The organism is Methylovorus sp. MM2 (genome assembly GCF_001648895.1).
Classification (GTDB): Bacteria; Pseudomonadota; Gammaproteobacteria; order Burkholderiales; family Methylophilaceae; genus MM1.
The window spans coordinates 531,028-548,008 of sequence record NZ_LXUF01000001.1; the positions used below are offsets into that span (position 1 = coordinate 531,028).

Consider the following 16,981-nt stretch of genomic DNA (forward strand, 5'->3'; position numbering starts at 1 on the left):
ATGGCATTGATTACCCTGCGACAATTATTGGATCATGCCGCTGAGCACGCCTATGGCGTTCCCGCGTTCAATGTCAATAATATGGAACAGGTGCAGGCCGTTATGCAGGCGGCTGATGCATGTAACAGCCCTGTGATTATGCAGGCCTCGGCAGGTGCCAGAAAATATGCAGGTGCGGAATTTCTCCGCAGTCTGATTGATGCTGCTGTAAAAACCTATCCACATATTCCCATTGTGCTGCATCAAGATCATGGCGCTTCATTTGCGGTATGCCAGCAATCTATCGATTCAGGATTCACCAGCGTGATGATGGATGGTTCATTGTTGGACGATGCCAAGACACCTTCCAGCTACGAATATAACGTGAGTGTGACTCAGCAAGTCGCCAAGGCGGCCCATGTGGTTGGTGTTTCTGTTGAAGGCGAGCTAGGCGTGCTTGGTTCTTTGGAGTCCGGCTTGGCAGGTGAAGAGGATGGCGTTGGTGCCGAAGGGCATTTGGATCATTCGCAACTGCTAACCGACCCTGATGAAGCCGTGGATTTCGTCAACAGGACCAAGGTAGATGCCTTAGCGATAGCGATCGGCACGTCACATGGGGCTTATAAATTCACACGCCCACCTACGGGCGAGATATTGTCGGTAGACCGCATTAAATTGATACACAGTCGTTTACCGAACACGCATTTGGTCATGCACGGTTCATCTTCAGTGCCGCAAGAATGGTTGAAGATCATCAATCAATACGGTGGGGAGATTCCTGAGACCTATGGTGTGCCGGTGGAAGAGATCGTCAAAGGGATTCAACATGGTGTGCGTAAAGTGAATATCGATACTGATCTACGCATGGCATTTACTGGCGCAGTGCGTAGCTTTCTTGCGCATGATGAAAATAAAAAAGAGTTCGACCCACGAAAGATATTACTGGATGCAACTAATGCCATGCAGGCTTTATGCCGAGAGCGTTTTGAAGCCTTCGGCTCCGCAGGTAATGCCGCTAAAATAATTCCTATTTCGCTTCAAAAGATGGCTGATCGATATAAATAAGCTGCTCTCCAGTTATGTCCTTTTGGCAAAGCAGCATTTGCTATGTCTTTCTCCGGAAGAAGTGATTCTGACAACAATATCCCACTCATAGACCTCAGGTATAATATAAAAATAACAGCTTAATGAGCGCACCTTATGCAACCGAATAAATTCAGCAAATTAGGACAATCCGGCATCGGCTTCGTAGAGCAGGCAATGCTCGTCTTTATTACGCTGGCAACCATTGTTGCTACTGGCCAAGCGGTTGTGCATATATGGGTGGCGAGTGCAGTGACGGTCGCTGATCTGCTATTACTGTTCTTGTATCTTGAGATACTGACGATGCTGAACCATTATCTTGGGTCAGGTAATCTACCTGTCAGGTACCCGCTTTATATCGGCATCATCGCGTTGGCGCGATATCTGGTGCTTGATATCAAAGAGCTTGAAGCTTGGCGGATATTTGCGGTTTCAGCTTCTATTTTACTGATCGCGATTGCGATCCTGATCGTGCGATATGGACATGTGAAATTCCCATACTCAGATGCGCATGAGCATGACCATCATTCTAAATAGTGATTTGATATAAAGGTAATCGTTTTGACTACACCGCTTATGCAATCGAGTATCAAAAGCCTGAAGTTGATTAACCAAGGCAAGGTACGCGATATCTATGATGTCGATGACAACACGATGTTGTTGATCGCCAGTGATCGCCTTTCTGCTTTCGATGTGATCTTGCCAACGCCGATTCAGGGAAAGGGAACGATACTTACCGAGATTGCCAATTTCTGGTTTGCAAAATTAGGCCATATCATCCCTAATCACCTGACGGGTATAGACCCAGATTCTTTAGTGAGTGACCCTGCTGAAAAAGCGCAACTGGGTAAGCGTGCGTTAGTGGTTAAAAAGCTTAAACCGTTGCCTATCGAAGCCATTGTGCGTGGGTATCTGGCTGGGTCGGGGTGGAAGGAATACAAAGCAGAGGGCACCGTTTGCGGCATTAGTTTGCCGACGGGATTGCAGGAAGCTTCCAAATTGCCAGCACCTATCTTTACACCATCAAGCAAGGCGGATGTAGGCGATCATGATATCAACATCACCTTGGATCACGCTGCCAAACTGCTAGGCAAAGCGCTGGCTGAAAAGGTCGCCAATGTCAGTATCCAGCTATATAAAGAAGCCGCGGAATATGCGCTAACACGCGGTATTATCATTGCCGACACCAAATTCGAATTTGGTTTGGATGAGGCTGGCGAGTTGTATCTCATCGACGAGATATTGACGCCAGATTCATCACGCTTCTGGCCTGCAGATCAATATGTGGTCGGTAAGAATCCGCCAAGTTTCGATAAGCAATATGTGAGGGATTGGTTAGAGTCCACTGGCTGGAATAAAGTCGCGCCTGGGCCTGAGTTGCCATTGGATGTTGCTTTGAAAACTAGTGAGAAATATCGTGAGGCCTATAAAAAGCTCACAGGTAAAGAGTTGCTTGTCTGAAGCAAACGCTTAAACAGATATACCAGACCTTAAAGGTAGAGTTCGCAGTCTATCGCTTGGCGATGCATCATCCGCTGACGCCAAAGCTGGCAAAATTCCTGCTTTGGCTAGCGCTAGGTTATCTGCTATTACCTTTTGACCTGATTCCGGATTTTATTCCCCTGATTGGTCAACTAGATGATGTAGTGATCGTACCGGGATTGATATATCTGGCATTAAAGATGATTCCCCCTGAAATTATGATTGAATGCCGAGAGCAAGTAAGGAAAGAAATAACGTAATGACTGACTTTAATGAATTGATTACTGGTTATCGCCGTTTTCACGATAACTATTTTGCGAATGATGGATTATTATTTGCCGAGCTTGCCCATGGGCAAAAGCCCAGCACATTAGTGATCGCATGTTCTGACTCACGCGCTGACCCTGCGATCGTGATGGATTGCAAACCGGGTGACCTCTTTGTTGTCCGTAACGTTGCGAACTTGGTGCCACCTTATGAAGTGGGTGGTGGTTACCACGGTGTGAGTGCCGCGTTGGAGTTTGGTGTTTGTGCTTTAGAGGTACAGCACATCATCGTATTGGGGCATCGCCAATGCGGTGGCATTAAAGCATTGGTCGAGGGTCTGCCTGATGATGGTGAGATAGGTGAGTTTGTCAAACCATGGGTGAATATCGCGCGTCGCGCTTCTGAGCGGGTGGACGTGGATCATCCTAATTTTTCTAATGAAGAAAAGGCTTGCGCCTGTGAGCTAGGCGGTGTGCTCGTTTCCCTTGAGAATCTAGCTACCTTTCCATTCATCAAATCGCGTGTTGAACAAGGCAAGCTGAAGTTGCATGGCTGGTATTTCGATATCATCAGCGGTGAGATGTTGAGCTACAACCCAGACACACTCAAATTCAGTACCTTGGTATAAAATCCATCCCTGAATCTACAGGATAATAATTTACAGATCGTCGTATATATTTAATCGAATCAACTGAGGAAAAAGTAATGTCTTTAAGTAAAGTGCCAGCAGGCAAAGATCTGCCAAATGATTTCAACGTCATCATTGAGATCCCAATGCGTGGCGAACCGATCAAGTTTGAAGTGGATAAAGAATCCGGTGCTGTATTCGTTGACCGTTTCATGGGTACATCCATGCATTATCCATGTAACTATGGCTATATCCCGAATACATTAAGCTTGGATGGCGACCCGACTGACGTGTTGGTCGTGACCCCCATCCCATTGCAGTCAGGTGTCGTGATCCGTTGCCGCCCAATCGGCGTTTTGACGATGGAAGATGATGGTGGCATCGATGCCAAAGTATTAGCTGTGCCTATCGATAAAGTCTGTTCTTTATATAAAGATGTGAAGTCTTATAAAGACTTGCCTGAATGGACGATCGCACCTATCGCCCATTTCTTCGAGCACTACAAAGATCTGGAAAAAGGTAAGTGGGTCAAGGTTGGTGAATGGCAAGATGTTGAAGCCGCTAAAGCTGAAATTGTTTCAAGCGTCGCACGTTTCAAATAGTTATTGCATCTGAATAGTGCTCGAAAGAGCACTATTCACCCACTTGCAGTAGTAATCCGCGTTCCCTTGCTGCATGGAAGAATCTCTGGAACACGATGATCCCGGCGCTTAGCCAAACGATATTGAGTAGTCCAGCAATCACTAGTTGGTATATATCGAAATGATGCTGGAAAAGCAGCGCTCGCATGCCTTCGAATATGTGGCTCGCAGGTAGTATCCATGCAACCGGATGCAACCACGTTGGTAAGGTCGATACCGGATAGAAGACCGCACAAATAGGCTGTAATGCGAAAATGGCCGCCCATGCGATACCTTCTGCGCCCAAGCCGAACCTAAGCAATAGTCCCGCGATCACCAAACCAATACCCCATGCCATGACCAATAAGTTAAAGAAAAAAGCAATGAGCGGTAAACCCATATCAAAGAGGTTGTAATGGAATAAAGGTATGGCGACCAGCGTTGCGCCGCCGACCCCAATGAGTGTTCTTATCAGGCTTAGCAATAACAAGCTGCTGATCATTTCACCTGGTCTTAAAGGGCTAACAAACAAGTGCCCTAGATTACGTGAATAAATCTCTTCCAAAAATATAAGTGCAATACCTAATTGCCCACGAAACAAAACATCCCATAGCAGCACGGCTGAAAGTAATACGCCGGTAGCCTGTGCGACATAACTGCTATTTTGTTGCAGAAATATGGAGATGAAACCCCATAACACCATCTGCACCGTTGGCCAATAGATCATTTCGATCATGCGTGGCCATGAGGTGCGCATGAGGTAGAGATGGCGCAGAACGACAGCCCCTATACGTCGAGGCGAAAAGGCAATATCTGCTGTTGTCATCAGGCGATCACCTCATTATTGCGCGCAATATCGATGAAGACCTCTTCCATCGAACGCTTGCCATATTTCTCAACCAGCATTTCTGGCGCACCGCTGTCTACAATGCGGCCTTGGCGCATCATGATGACATCGTCTGCCATACGTTCTACTTCGGCCATATTGTGCGAGGCAAGTAATATGCTGGCGCCTGTATCCCGCTGGTATTGTTCAAGATAACTGCGGATGGAGTCTGCTGTATCAGGATCTAGCGATGCAGTCGGCTCATCCAGCAACAAAAGTTCAGGTTTGTTAAGGAGTGCTTTTGCTAGAGAAACACGGGTTTTTTGCCCGGCAGATAAACGGCCATAGCGTCTATCCAGTAAGTCGCTTAGATCAAGGGCTTCTGCAATCTCTGCGATGCGTGCTTTTAATTTTGGTAAACGGTAAAGATGACCGTATACAGTTAGATTCTCTTTCACACTAAGCCGTTGCGGTAGATCGACATAGGGCGATGAGAAATTCATGCGATGCAATAGACGATAACGGTGTTGCAGCATATCTTCACCTAATATCGTGATGCTGCCGCTTGTTGGAATCAGCAAGCCTAGCAGCATGGTGATGGTCGTTGTTTTTCCCGCGCCATTACCACCCAGTAATGCCGTAGTACTGCCTTTTCTAACCTTAAAGCTGATGCCATCTACGGCATTGATCTTTTCAAAGGTCTTATAAAGACATTCGACTTCGATGATATGTTGCCTATCGCTCAAAAGAACCCCCAAACCATTTTCAGGCCGACGATATAGAGAAGTAATGCAAAAAGGCGTTTGAGCACCACAGACGAAAGGCGTTGTGCAATAGCTGCACCGACTGGTGCTGTGAAGATGCTGATAGCAGCAATCCCGATCAGGGCTGGGATATAAATAAACCCGATACTGTATTTAGGTAAATGTTCGATACCTATGCCCGTGAAGATATACCCCGCTGTAGCTGCAACTGCTAATGGCAATCCCACTGCGGCGGATGTGCCGACCGCTTTCTGTGCAGTAAAGTTGTAATACATCAGTACAGGTACTGTTAATGAGCCGCCGCCGATCCCCACCAAACTGGAAAGCAATCCAATCATCGCGCCTGTCACCCCAGTGCCAAAGCTCCCCGGCAAATGTGTATGCGGGCTTGGTGAAAAATTCAGAGCCATTTGCGTGGCCACTACAAGTAAGAATATAGCAAAGATGATCTGTAGCCAAACGCTATGCAAACTAGCAGCGAGCAGTGCGCCAAGGACTGTGCCAAAGATAATGCTTGGCGTAATGCGTTTTACTGTATCCCAATTCACATTGCCTTTGAGGTGATGTGCCCTTGCAGAGGCAATAGACGTCAAGATGATCGTCGCCAGCGAAGTGCCCAGCGCCATGTGCATGATATGTGCTTCAGGGAAGCCTTGGCTCACGAAAGCAAACACCAGAATAGGCACGATTACCGTGCCGCCGCCAACCCCGAATAACCCTGAGAGTACGCCGGAGAATGCGCCGGCAGCAAAGTAGATTAAAAAGTCATGGAGAATCAAAAGAGATCAATACCTGATACGTTGAGTTTGTGAATGAACGCCTGTAAACCGGTCAGGTTCTGCTAGATAATCTTGCCAGCGCATCACCAAGCTCTGAACCGCTCAGTTCATCGGCTAGCTTACCCAATGATGTGGCCGCTTTTTCGCTCAACTTGCGAATGTTTTTATCAGTCTTGCGGGCGCCAGATTGCACTTGCACTTCAACGCGAATTGAAGTAACTTCGAGTCCTTGTTTTTGCAACTTAGTTAATAAACTCGGCAGTAATAATTTAATTTTAGCGGCGACTGCGCCGTTAGCTGCATATACAGTGAGTCTTTTGTGCTTCAGGGTGCCAGCCTGTGTATGTGGTCTGAGGGGTTCCGGTGTAACGGTATTCCAAGCTTGTTGTGAGGCGCTTAAGTCTTGTGCATGGCCAGATAAGGCCAAAAGCTCAGGGCTTCCTCTAAACACTGCTTTAAATTGCCGCACCGTGCGAACCTCTCAAAAGGGGAATTGCTTGAATATTATTTTTGTTTCTAACAACATGGCAAAGCCAAAGGTCCTGTCTTTACGACAAGTGATTATCGCTTTGGTTTTACTCATCGTTGCTATTGTGATGCTGACTGTGGCAATCATTCTGCCACAATCGAAGCACAAGCACCAAGGCGTCGTCCAGTCGCTTATCCCCTCAGCTCTTAATCTGCTTAATCCGCAAGAACATATCGACGCACTGGCCATTCAGCTTGGTGAGATACAGGCACGCGTGATGCGCTTGGATGCGCTCAGTGATCGATTATCCACTGTTGCGGGTATCAAGGATAAAGAAACCGAACAAGCTGTACCGCCACCTGGGCAAGGTGGCCCGGAAAAAGACGGGTATGGACTGACGGAAGAAGAGCTACAGCAAAAGATATCCGAACTGATGCTCGAGCTCGATAGCAAAAGCGAGCGCCTGAATAAATTAGAAACTGCCTTGGTGCATCAGAGTATGCAGAGAAACGCCATTCCTAATATGCATCCTGTTGATGGCGCATACAACTCATCAAGTTATGGCTGGCGCGTAGACCCCTTTAGCGGAAAAATGGCATTTCATGAAGGTTTGGACTTTACTTCTGACATAGGCACCCCCATATATGCAGCAGCAGGCGGTATCGTGATTAGCGCCGAGCAGACGCCTGATTATGGTAAAATCGTGAAGATCGACCATGGTGCAGGTCTTGAAACAAGATATGCACACGCATCTCAATTGCTTGTGAAAGCAGGGGATCGTGTCGAAAAAGGGCAGTTAATTGCCAAGGTCGGTAGTACAGGGCGTTCTACGGGCGCCCATTTGCATTTTGAGGTGCGATTGAATGGCGCGCCGCTCGACCCGCGCAAGTATTTAAAGAGCTAAAAGTGCCGAAACTAAAAGTATCCAAAAGAGTTAAATTGAATTATTTGAGTGTTATATAAACAAACATTTTTATATCTAAAATTTCCCAGTCAACCTAGAGGTTTCCGCCATTGCGGAAAGTCGGTGTCACTTCATGTTATCCACGTTGTTCAAAAAAGTATTCGGTAGTCGTAACGATCGTTTAGTTAAACAGTATGCGCAGAATGTACAAGCCATCAACAACCTTGAGGCATCGTTGCAAGGTCTGAGTGATGAGCGGTTGCGTGGGAAAACTGAAGAGTTCAAGCAGCGTTATCAACAAGGCGAATCGCTGGATAAATTATTACCGGAAGCCTTTGCCGTCGTGCGCGAAGGTAGCCGCCGTATTCTGGAGATGCGTCATTTTGACGTACAGTTGATTGGTGGCATGGTATTGCACTCGGGCAAAATCGCTGAAATGCGGACGGGTGAAGGTAAAACGTTAGTAGCGACGCTACCTGCATATTTGAATGCCTTGGCTGGCAAGGGTGTACATGTTATTACCGTGAATGACTATCTGGCTAAGCGTGATGCCGAGTGGATGGCGCGTCTTTATAATTTCCTCGGGCTGACGGTTGGTATCAACTTATCGCAGATGCTGCATGCTGAAAAGCAAAAAGCCTATGCTTCTGATATCACCTACGGCACCAATAATGAATTCGGTTTCGACTACCTACGCGATAACATGGTCTATACAGCATCAGAACGTGTGCAGCGTAGCCTTAGCTATGCATTGATCGATGAGGTCGACTCCATCTTGATCGATGAGGCGCGTACACCACTGATTATTTCCGGCCAAGCGGATGACAGCATCGATCTTTATGTGCAAATCAATGGCATTGCCACAAAACTGACTCGCCAGAAAGAAGAGGAAGGCGAAGGCGATTTTTGGGTGGACGAAAAATCCCATCAGGTCATCATGTCTGAGCAAGGGCATGAACACGCTGAGCAATTACTGGCTGATGCAGGCTTGTTGTCAGAAGGCACAAGTTTGTACGATGCAGCGAGCATTACGCTGGTGCATCATATGTATGCTGCATTGCGCGCGCAATCGTTATTCCATCGTGATCAACACTATGTGGTTCGTGATGGCGAGATCGTCATTGTCGATGAGTTCACTGGCCGCATGATGCCAGGTCGTCGTTGGTCTGACGGTTTGCATCAGGCGGTTGAAGCAAAAGAAGGCATGGCGATCCAGAAAGAGAACCAGACGCTGGCTTCTATTACTTTCCAGAATTACTTCCGCATGTACGAAAAGCTTTCCGGTATGACGGGTACAGCCGATACCGAAGCATATGAATTCAACCAAATATACGGTCTTGAGACGGTTGTTATCCCGACTCATCGAGGTATGCAGCGTATTGATAACATGGATAAGGTCTATCGCACCTCCATGGAGAAATATCAGGCGGTGATTGAAGATATCCGTGAGTGCCAGAAGCGTGGTCAGCCAGTATTGGTCGGAACTACATCGATCGAGAACTCTGAGCTGATCGCTAGTTTGTTGAATAAGGCGAATCTTGAGCATCAAGTCTTGAATGCCAAGCAGCATGAACGTGAAGCGCATATCATCGTTCAGGCTGGTCGCCCGGGTATGATCACGATTGCTACTAATATGGCGGGCCGTGGTACCGACATCGTGCTAGGTGGCAATTATGAGCCTGAAGTGGCTGAGATACACGCCGATGAAACATTAAGCGAAGCAGAAAAATCTGCAAAAGTCGCAACCGCAAAAGCTGAATGGCAAAAACGCCATGATGCAGTATTGGCTTCTGGTGGTTTGCATATCATTGGTACTGAGCGCCATGAGTCGCGTCGCGTGGATAACCAACTGCGTGGCCGTGCCGGACGTCAGGGTGACCCGGGTTCCAGTCGTTTCTATTTGTCGCTTGAAGATCAGTTGTTGCGTATCTTCGCTTCTGACCGTGTATCAGCCATCATGGAACGCCTCAAGATGCCTGAAGGTGAAGCCATCGAGCATCCATGGGTGACGCGCGCTATCGAAAATGCACAACGCAAGGTCGAAGGTCGTAACTTTGATATCCGTAAGCAATTGCTTGAATATGATGACGTGTCGAACGATCAGCGCAAGGTTATCTATCAGCAGCGTAATGAGTTGCTTGAGGCTACAGATGTCGCTGAGACGATCGCTGCAATGCGTAGTGATGTGATCAACGATATCGTGGCGACACATATTCCACCCGGAACGGTAGAAGAAGAGTGGGATGTGGCATCCCTTGAGAAGACGTTGCAGGCAGAAGTCGGACTAGATCTGCCATTGCAGAAAATGCTGGAAGAAAATGCAAACCTGCACGAAGAAACATTACGTGAGCGTGTGCAGGATGCTGCGGATGAAGCTTACAAAGCCAAAGAAAGTATGGCTGGCACTGATGTGATGCGCCAGTTCGAGCGTGCTGTGATGCTGCAAAGTATAGATAATCACTGGAGAGAGCATCTTGCCGCATTGGATCACTTGCGCCAGGGTATTCATTTGCGGTCATATGCGCAAAAGAATCCAAAGCAAGAATACAAGCGCGAGGCATTCGAGTTGTTTGCAGGTTTGCTGAACACAGTGAAAAGTGAAGTCACTAAGATCACGATGCTGATACAAGTGAAGAATGAAGCCGATGTCGAAGCGGTAGAAAAGCCCGTCGAGCTTGATAACGTGCGTTATCAACATGCAGACTATGATGAGGCGCTAGGTGTGGATGATGTTCCGGTAGATGAAGAGGCCATTGCGCAAACGATTACGCGAGATGGGGTCAAGATTGGGCGCAATGATCCATGTCCATGTGGGTCAGGTAAAAAATACAAACAGTGTCACGGTAAGTTGTCTTAAATACCTTCAGACGCAATAAAAAGCCTAATGGCATCTGCCCATTAGGCTTTTTTGTTGATGGCGGTAAGCCTTAGTCTGGCATACGTTTTGCGTTAATCACTTCAAGGTGTTTAATCTTGTTGATTTAAAGTATGATTTTTATGTACTTTAAGGCCTTGGAATTAACGCATGTGATTGATTTTTCAGATTGATTAAATAAACTTTATTTGAATAAAGTAAAAATCAGTCGGGTAAGGAATGAAGGCTTCTGTCGAATAAATGACAGTAGCAAGTTTTTGGTGCACCAGATAAGCGCTATCGCCCTGCTATAGAGCGCGTGTTAGCGGATATTTTGATGATTTTGAATATTTAAGTGAGCCGTATTTTTCATGCAAAACAAATCAGGTACTTCTGAGTCTTTACGTCAGCGTCGCGCAGTCTATCATGGGCTATGTAGCGTTTTAAGCGAAGAAGATGCTGCTACAGCGCTAGATATGTGGACAGAACATTCTAAGGCATCGCAGTCTGTTTTCAGTGGTTTGAATATGTATGTACGTGAGGTTTGTACTAAATTTGGAAAAACTGATGTGCAGCGTGAGATGGCGCAGGCGATCAATCGTGCATTAATGGCAAAGCCTGCAGATTTGATTGCCCTGCCAACAGGCGAAGCTGTTGAAGCCATAGTCGTGGATGAGGTTGCAGTAAAAGCTGTACCAGAGCGGGCAGCTGTTGCTACTGCCGTTGTGACTAATGGCGCCGCATCTGAAGGTGCTAATAACACACCGGAATTTCAGACCTTTAAAATCCTGATACTTGCCCTGTTTGAGTTGGTTGACCAGCATAGTGCGACGACAGGTCTGGAGTTTCGCGATTTTGTAAAAGATGTCGTCACGCATCTACCATGGTCTGAGGCGCAGCAAGAACAATTGGTGGTATTGGTAGATACAGGCAGCACAATACAGACTCGGGCTTATCGAGCCGGTCAGCTAAAAGCTTTATTGGGGCACATTAAGTCATGGTTGGCGGATAATATGGGTGGCGCGGCAGGCGCATTGGCCATAGAGCAGGCAATGGCGGTCGCTGCTAAATCGGTATTTGGGCAGGAGTATGCTCCGAAGTCTTTTCTCTAAAGGAGCGCTTGCCAAAGAGCGTGTGTAAAGAAAAGCTTGAAAGCGAGGCCTGTTTTACCAGATATCATATTGGTACATGACTTGCTAGATTTTGATGGATGAAATATTAAAGCAGCAAAGCTGTAAACTCTTGAAGCATAACAATGAACATTAAAATAGCGGATAAGGCGAAACAATTTATGAATATACATGACACTAAAAAGTGGATGCTAATCGGGGTTTTGAATGCTTTGCTACTAGTCCCTGGGTATTCCTCTGCTGAAACAGCTACGCCTGTTGCAAAAGACCAGTCTGCCGCGATTGTCGCGCCACCGTCTGCTGATGTACCAGATTCTGCACCTGCTGAAGCTGAGGCAGTGCCTGCAGCCGCGGAGCCAGAAGTGCCAGCCCCTGTGATGGCGACGGAAGAGCATGAAGAAGACGAGGATACTGGCCCTGAAGCATCCGCTACTGAACCCTCTGTTATCGGGTTTGACAAGATTAGCGCAGGGGATACCGCATGGATGCTATCGTCAACGGCATTGGTATTGCTAATGACGATCCCTGGGTTGGCGCTATTTTACGGCGGCATGGTTCGCAAGAGAAACGTACTATCAACGGTATTGCAAAGCTTTGCGATTACCTGCTTGGTCACGGTGCTTTGGGTGGTCATTGGGTATAGCCTCGCGTTCACGCCGAACAATCTATATATCGGTAGCCTTGATCGCGTCATGCTGAACGGCCTGACCTATATCAAGGAAACTAGCCAGATTAGTGTCAGCCATATTGCTTCCACGATCCCTGAGTCAGTGTTTATTATGTTCCAGCTGACATTCGCGATTATTACCCCTGCCTTGATCACTGGTGCATTTGCTGAACGTATCAAGTTCTCTGCCATGATGGTGTTTATCGCCATTTGGACAGTCGTTATCTACGCGCCAATCGCACATTGGGTATGGGAACCAGGTGGCTGGTTAGCTTCTCAAGGGGTTCTAGACTTTGCTGGTGGTACTGTGGTGCATATTAATGCAGGCGTTGCCGGCTTGGTATGCGCCTATATGGTTGGGCCACGTCGTGGCTATGGTAAAGAGCCATTCCCTCCTTATAACCTTGTCTACACCATGATTGGCGCTTCTTTGCTATGGGTGGGCTGGTTCGGTTTCAATGCGGGTTCTGCTGTTGCCTCTGATGGCCGTGCTGGTATGGCGATGTTGGCTACACAGGTGGCCACTGGTACTGCCGTACTGACATGGATGGCTGTTGAATGGGTCAGAAAATCACGTGCTACATTGCTAGGCGCCTGCTCAGGTGCTGTTGCCGGCCTTGTTGCGATTACACCAGCCTCTGGTTTTGTCGATGTGAAAGGCGCATTGGTAATCGGGATCGCTGCGGGCTTGTTCTGCTATTGGGGTGCAACTGGCCTTAAACGTCTATTAGGGGCTGATGACGCCTTGGATGTATTTGGTATTCACGGTGTTGGCGGTATCGTTGGTGCGATCTTGACCGGCGTATTTGCAAGCAAGGCGATTAGCGGTGCTGAAGGTAGTGTGGTATCGCAGTGTATCGGTGTGCTGGTCACCCTTGTTTATAGCGGTGTTGGCACTTACATCATTCTACAAGTCGTGGATTGGGTGATCGGCCTGCGTGTATCGCCAGATGATGAGCAGGATGGTTTGGATATTTCACAACATGCTGAAAGGTTGGCTTAATGAGTGACGCAGATAAAACTGCGGTTGCGGCTCACCTGTATGTGACTTTAAGGCGAACTGCAAACCGCGTCATTGATGTGGAGTGGATGAGCAAGAATGAAGAATATGCCCGTGAGATTCTTCGACTTTCTCGTTCGCTTGGAGCAGAAGATCTAAGCCGTTATGCGGATCGTTATGAAGAGCTCATGTTTGGCAAAACAGCGGCTGTCGCACCGCCACCTGCAGTAGTGGCGCCAGTGGTCGAGAAGCCTGCCTCAACTGAAGCGCCTGCATTGCCTTCTATGTTTGATGAGGCTGCGGCATCGACCCCATCTTCAGATGGGTCTGGTGAGGGCTCTGAGGGTTCTAATGATCGTTATATCGGTCATTTGCGCTAGCATTAAATTACGCGTGCTTTGATTTGAGAAACTCTGGAATTTAATAAAAATCTGGAATATGACAAAAGGCTGGCTATAGTACAATAGCCAGCCTTTTGTATAATCAATCTGGGTTTTTGTATGGATCCTATCGCTGTTAATTCCCCCTGTATTGGTGTTTGTGCCATGAGCGAGGCTACAGGCCTATGTGTCGGTTGTTATCGAACAATCGAAGAAATACGTGGCTGGTGGGATATGCCTTCTACAGATAAACTCGGTATCCTTGAAAAAGTCGCTCAAAGACAAATGGATGCTGCCAGTTTTGACGATTAATCATCCAGATAAAAAGTCATGCCGCTTTTTATCTCATTAAATGTATATCAATCATGAAAATATTAATTACGATTATCCTTGTAGCTACCGCATTGAATAGTTATGCCGCTGATGGCTATATCTCGGGAGTTGGTGTTGAAAGCTGCGGAGATATTTTAGCCGCAGTGAACAATCACGATATTGATGAGGAGCGCTTAGAAAGCTGGACGCAGGGTTATTTCTCCGGCGCTAATATCGCCTATGGTTTGCGGTCAAAATCTGGTGATGTCAATACGGGCAGCACGGTATTGCCCAGCCGATTGATGGCGTTGGTAAAGCAAAAGTGTGAAGCAAAGATTGATTACGCTTATGCCAAAGCAGTCGATGAAGTCTACTTTGAGTTAAGGGTCGCTGGGCAGTAAGTTTAAGTCGGCGGTTTATTTTATACAGACCGCGCGTACTTGCTTCATATCTGTCACCCCTTGCAGTACTTTCTCGATGCCATCTTGTTTTAGTGTGCGCATGCCATCTTCTAATGCCGTCGCAAACATCTCTGCGACACGTGCATGCTCTTGAATGTTTTTCTTAACAGCATCGGTGCCTTCCAACAGCTCATGCAAGCCTACGCGGCCTTTGTAGCCTGTATTGCTGCATTTATCACAGCCTGTTGCCTTGTATAAAGTGAGCTGGCCTTTATCGTTACCAAAAGATTTGGTCCAGTTCTGGTAAACAGCTTTGTAGCTTCCTTCCGGGTCTTTTTTCCAGCTCACAGTGTTCTGTAATTCCAGGCAATACTCGTTGAGCATACCTTTGATTTCGTCTGCTGCTGGCGTATAGGGTTTTTTGCATTCGCATAAGCGTTTACCCAAACGCTGAGCAAGAATACCAAGTAGCGCATCTGCAAAGTTGAAGGGGTCCATGCCCATATCCAGCAAACGTACGATGGATTCCGGCGCGCTGTTCGTATGCAGTGTGGCGAATACCAAGTGACCTGTGAGTGAGGCTTCAATACCTGTTGCAACGGTTTCTTTATCGCGCATCTCACCCACCATGATGACATCTGGATCAGCCCGCAGGAATGCCTTCATCACCATAGCAAAATCTAGCCCGGCTTTTTTGTTGACCTGAACCTGACGTAAGCCTTTTTGCGTGATCTCAACCGGGTCTTCTGCTGTCCATATCTTTGTTTCGGGTGTGTTGATATAGCCAAGTGCCGAGTGAAGCGTCGTGGTTTTACCTGAGCCTGTGGGGCCGCAAACAAAGAATAAGCCGTAAGGTTTTGCGACGAGTTCTTTTAGTTTGCTATTGTTATGTGCTGAAAGACCAAGCTTATCCAATGGAATCGGCTTGCCTGCAGCCAGAATACGCATGACGATATCCTCAATACCGCCAGCAGTCGGGATAGTCGCAACGCGCAGCTCTATATCAAGTGGGCCAAATTTCTTGAATTTGATCTTTCCATCCTGCGGCTTACGTTTTTCCGAAATGTCGAGATCACACATGATCTTGATACGTGCAACCAGTGCGTTGCGATAGCTTGGCGGTACCTCGATGTAATTGACGAGCGTGCCATCTTTACGAAAGCGTATCTCTGTTTTGCCTTTTTCAGGATACGGTTCGATGTGGATATCGGAGGCACCTTGGTTATAAGCATCGATGATGATTTTATTCACCAATTTGACTAGCTCATTGTCGCTAGCGGCTGAGGCATCTTCTGCGCCAGAGGTGGTAATTTCGTCATCCTCATCCATTGAGGAAAGGATGTCGCCGATATCGCCGGAGATATTACCTGCGCCATAGAACTGGTTGACCGTTAGCGTGAAGTCACGCTGTAGGCAGCCTCGGTAACTGATCTTATTGTTACGAGGAAAGATGTTGCCGACGATACGAGAGCTTTTAATCTTCTCAGGGTCAGGTGTCAGGATGATAAGGCCTTCTTCCTTGGTCTCATCAATAGGAATCCAGCCATTGGCTAATACGTAATCCAGCTTGAGTGTTTTGAGTAGATCCATCGGCTTCATGCGGTCATGCTTGAATGACTCAAAAGGTACGCCAAAAAATGTGGAAAGCGATTTACTAATATCTGCGGCTTTTACTTCGAATTCCTCGATCAACACCTCTTCAAGATCTTGTCCTTTTTTACGGGCAGAACGCTGGGCAAGCTCTAGCTCTGCGCTTGATATCACACCTTCAGTGATCAATGTATCGTACTTGGTTTTGACGATGCCAGCAGGGGATTGGCGTTGATTCAGTGCGATGGCGAGTGTTTTTGCAAGCTCAGGCGCGCCTTCTTCTGCCATCGCAGGAAATGGCAGCCCTGACATGCTATTGATGACCTGTACCACCCCCATGAGCGAACCATCATGTTGATTGATGATGGGGAAAACCAGCATCTGTTTGGTACGGAAGCCGGTTTTCTTATCGACTTCTTTTAAAAAGTGAATCTCAGGGCTGATTTTTGCAAGCTCCACATCGTCATAGACGTCTGCGATATTGGCCATGGCTTTACTTACGGCAACATAGCCGGCAATACTTTGTGGATTGATCGCTAGCTTGAGTTCTTTGAATTCATTGAGGCCGGTTTTGACTTTTGAAACGATGGAGTTGTTATCTTCGCTGAGGACATACAGCGTTAAGCGCTCAGCCTCAAATAATGTGCGAATGTCCTGACTGACTTCCAAGATGATCTCGTCGATGTTGCGAGTCGCGTGGATCTTATTGGTAACGGCTTGGAGCTTCTTAGTGAAGGCTAGCTTGTTGCCCATTTCGGCAAGGCTGGCAGCTTCTTTATTCTGTACAGTTGCAGGACTGTTCATTGCAATAACTCTCTTATAGGGCAAAGCGTTAATAATAGTTAA

General features: G+C 47.2%; 18 protein-coding genes. 13 read left to right on the forward strand and 5 right to left on the reverse strand.

Going from position 1 to position 16,981, the window contains the following annotated elements:
• The 6 genes from fba (at nucleotide 1) to ppa (ending at nucleotide 4,041) form a co-directional block, all read left to right on the forward strand.
• Entirely contained in the window at nucleotides 1-1,044 is a 1,044-nt protein-coding gene (gene fba / locus A7981_RS02400; protein ID WP_067263504.1) for a class II fructose-bisphosphate aldolase, read from the forward strand.
• Nucleotides 1,045-1,179: 135 nt separating this feature from the next.
• The gene (locus A7981_RS02405) at nucleotides 1,180-1,599 is read left to right on the forward strand and encodes a phosphate-starvation-inducible PsiE family protein (protein ID WP_067263507.1); all 420 of its coding nucleotides are present in this window, start codon (nucleotides 1,180-1,182) and stop codon (nucleotides 1,597-1,599) included.
• 24 nt (nucleotides 1,600-1,623) lie between these two features.
• Nucleotides 1,624-2,523 carry a phosphoribosylaminoimidazolesuccinocarboxamide synthase gene (locus tag A7981_RS02410; RefSeq protein WP_067263512.1) on the forward strand — a complete coding sequence of 300 codons (900 nt, stop codon included), beginning with the start codon at nucleotides 1,624-1,626 and terminating at the stop codon, nucleotides 2,521-2,523.
• 62 nt (nucleotides 2,524-2,585) lie between these two features.
• Nucleotides 2,586-2,804 (forward strand): YkvA family protein, encoded by a 219-nt coding sequence (locus A7981_RS02415; protein ID WP_082889188.1) that lies wholly within the window; start codon nucleotides 2,586-2,588, stop codon nucleotides 2,802-2,804.
• Nucleotides 2,804-3,439, forward strand: coding sequence for a carbonic anhydrase (locus A7981_RS02420; RefSeq protein ID WP_067263518.1), 636 nt, complete (start codon nucleotides 2,804-2,806; stop codon nucleotides 3,437-3,439). Before A7981_RS02415 ends, A7981_RS02420 begins: the two co-directional genes overlap by 1 nt.
• Before the next feature lie 77 nt (nucleotides 3,440-3,516).
• Nucleotides 3,517-4,041 (forward strand): inorganic diphosphatase, encoded by a 525-nt coding sequence (gene ppa / locus A7981_RS02425; RefSeq protein WP_067263521.1) that lies wholly within the window; start codon nucleotides 3,517-3,519, stop codon nucleotides 4,039-4,041.
• Nucleotides 4,042-4,072: 31 nt separating this feature from the next.
• Here ppa and A7981_RS02430 read toward each other — a convergent pair whose 3' ends face one another.
• Genes A7981_RS02430 through A7981_RS02445 form a run of 4 tightly spaced genes read right to left on the reverse strand, consistent with a single transcriptional unit; the run spans nucleotide 4,073 to nucleotide 6,897 of the window.
• Entirely contained in the window at nucleotides 4,073-4,885 is an 813-nt protein-coding gene (locus A7981_RS02430; protein WP_067263526.1) for an ABC transporter permease, read from the reverse strand.
• The gene (locus A7981_RS02435) at nucleotides 4,885-5,631 is read right to left on the reverse strand and encodes an ABC transporter ATP-binding protein (RefSeq protein ID WP_254258476.1); all 747 of its coding nucleotides are present in this window, start codon (nucleotides 5,629-5,631) and stop codon (nucleotides 4,885-4,887) included. The genes A7981_RS02430 and A7981_RS02435 overlap by 1 nt, the downstream gene beginning before the upstream one ends.
• Complete coding sequence (locus tag A7981_RS02440) at nucleotides 5,628-6,428, reverse strand: sulfite exporter TauE/SafE family protein (RefSeq protein ID WP_254258477.1); 801 nt, start codon at nucleotides 6,426-6,428, stop codon at nucleotides 5,628-5,630. Before A7981_RS02440 ends, A7981_RS02435 begins: the two co-directional genes overlap by 4 nt.
• 52 nt (nucleotides 6,429-6,480) lie before the next feature.
• The gene (locus A7981_RS02445) at nucleotides 6,481-6,897 is read right to left on the reverse strand and encodes a DciA family protein (RefSeq protein ID WP_067263532.1); all 417 of its coding nucleotides are present in this window, start codon (nucleotides 6,895-6,897) and stop codon (nucleotides 6,481-6,483) included.
• Nucleotides 6,898-6,925: 28 nt separating this feature from the next.
• Between A7981_RS02445 and A7981_RS02450 the strand changes: the two genes are divergently transcribed.
• The 7 genes from A7981_RS02450 (at nucleotide 6,926) to A7981_RS02480 (ending at nucleotide 14,545) form a co-directional block, all read left to right on the forward strand.
• A complete protein-coding gene (locus A7981_RS02450; RefSeq protein WP_067263536.1) occupies nucleotides 6,926-7,801 on the forward strand; it encodes a M23 family metallopeptidase in 876 nt (291 codons plus the stop codon).
• A 133-nt stretch (nucleotides 7,802-7,934) separates the two neighbouring features.
• Complete coding sequence (gene secA, locus A7981_RS02455; RefSeq protein ID WP_067263538.1) at nucleotides 7,935-10,658, forward strand: preprotein translocase subunit SecA; 2,724 nt, start codon at nucleotides 7,935-7,937, stop codon at nucleotides 10,656-10,658.
• A gap of 368 nt (nucleotides 10,659-11,026) precedes the next feature.
• On the forward strand, nucleotides 11,027-11,767 hold the full coding sequence (locus A7981_RS02460; RefSeq protein ID WP_067263542.1) for a hypothetical protein: 741 nt from the start codon (nucleotides 11,027-11,029) through the stop codon (nucleotides 11,765-11,767).
• A gap of 179 nt (nucleotides 11,768-11,946) precedes the next feature.
• Complete coding sequence (locus A7981_RS02465) at nucleotides 11,947-13,455, forward strand: ammonium transporter (protein ID WP_254258478.1); 1,509 nt, start codon at nucleotides 11,947-11,949, stop codon at nucleotides 13,453-13,455.
• Nucleotides 13,455-13,832, forward strand: a complete 378-nt coding sequence (locus A7981_RS11860; RefSeq protein WP_067263545.1) for a hypothetical protein — start codon at nucleotides 13,455-13,457, stop codon at nucleotides 13,830-13,832. The genes A7981_RS02465 and A7981_RS11860 overlap by 1 nt, the downstream gene beginning before the upstream one ends.
• Before the next feature lie 120 nt (nucleotides 13,833-13,952).
• Nucleotides 13,953-14,144: a DUF1289 domain-containing protein gene (locus tag A7981_RS02475; RefSeq protein WP_067263547.1), complete on the forward strand. Its 192-nt coding sequence runs from the start codon at nucleotides 13,953-13,955 to the stop codon at nucleotides 14,142-14,144.
• A gap of 53 nt (nucleotides 14,145-14,197) precedes the next feature.
• Nucleotides 14,198-14,545 carry a hypothetical protein gene (locus A7981_RS02480; RefSeq protein WP_067263550.1) on the forward strand — a complete coding sequence of 116 codons (348 nt, stop codon included), beginning with the start codon at nucleotides 14,198-14,200 and terminating at the stop codon, nucleotides 14,543-14,545.
• 15 nt (nucleotides 14,546-14,560) lie between these two features.
• Here A7981_RS02480 and A7981_RS02485 read toward each other — a convergent pair whose 3' ends face one another.
• On the reverse strand, nucleotides 14,561-16,939 hold the full coding sequence (locus tag A7981_RS02485; RefSeq protein ID WP_067263552.1) for an ATPase, T2SS/T4P/T4SS family: 2,379 nt from the start codon (nucleotides 16,937-16,939) through the stop codon (nucleotides 14,561-14,563).
• Nucleotides 16,940-16,981: the final 42 nt, after the last annotated feature.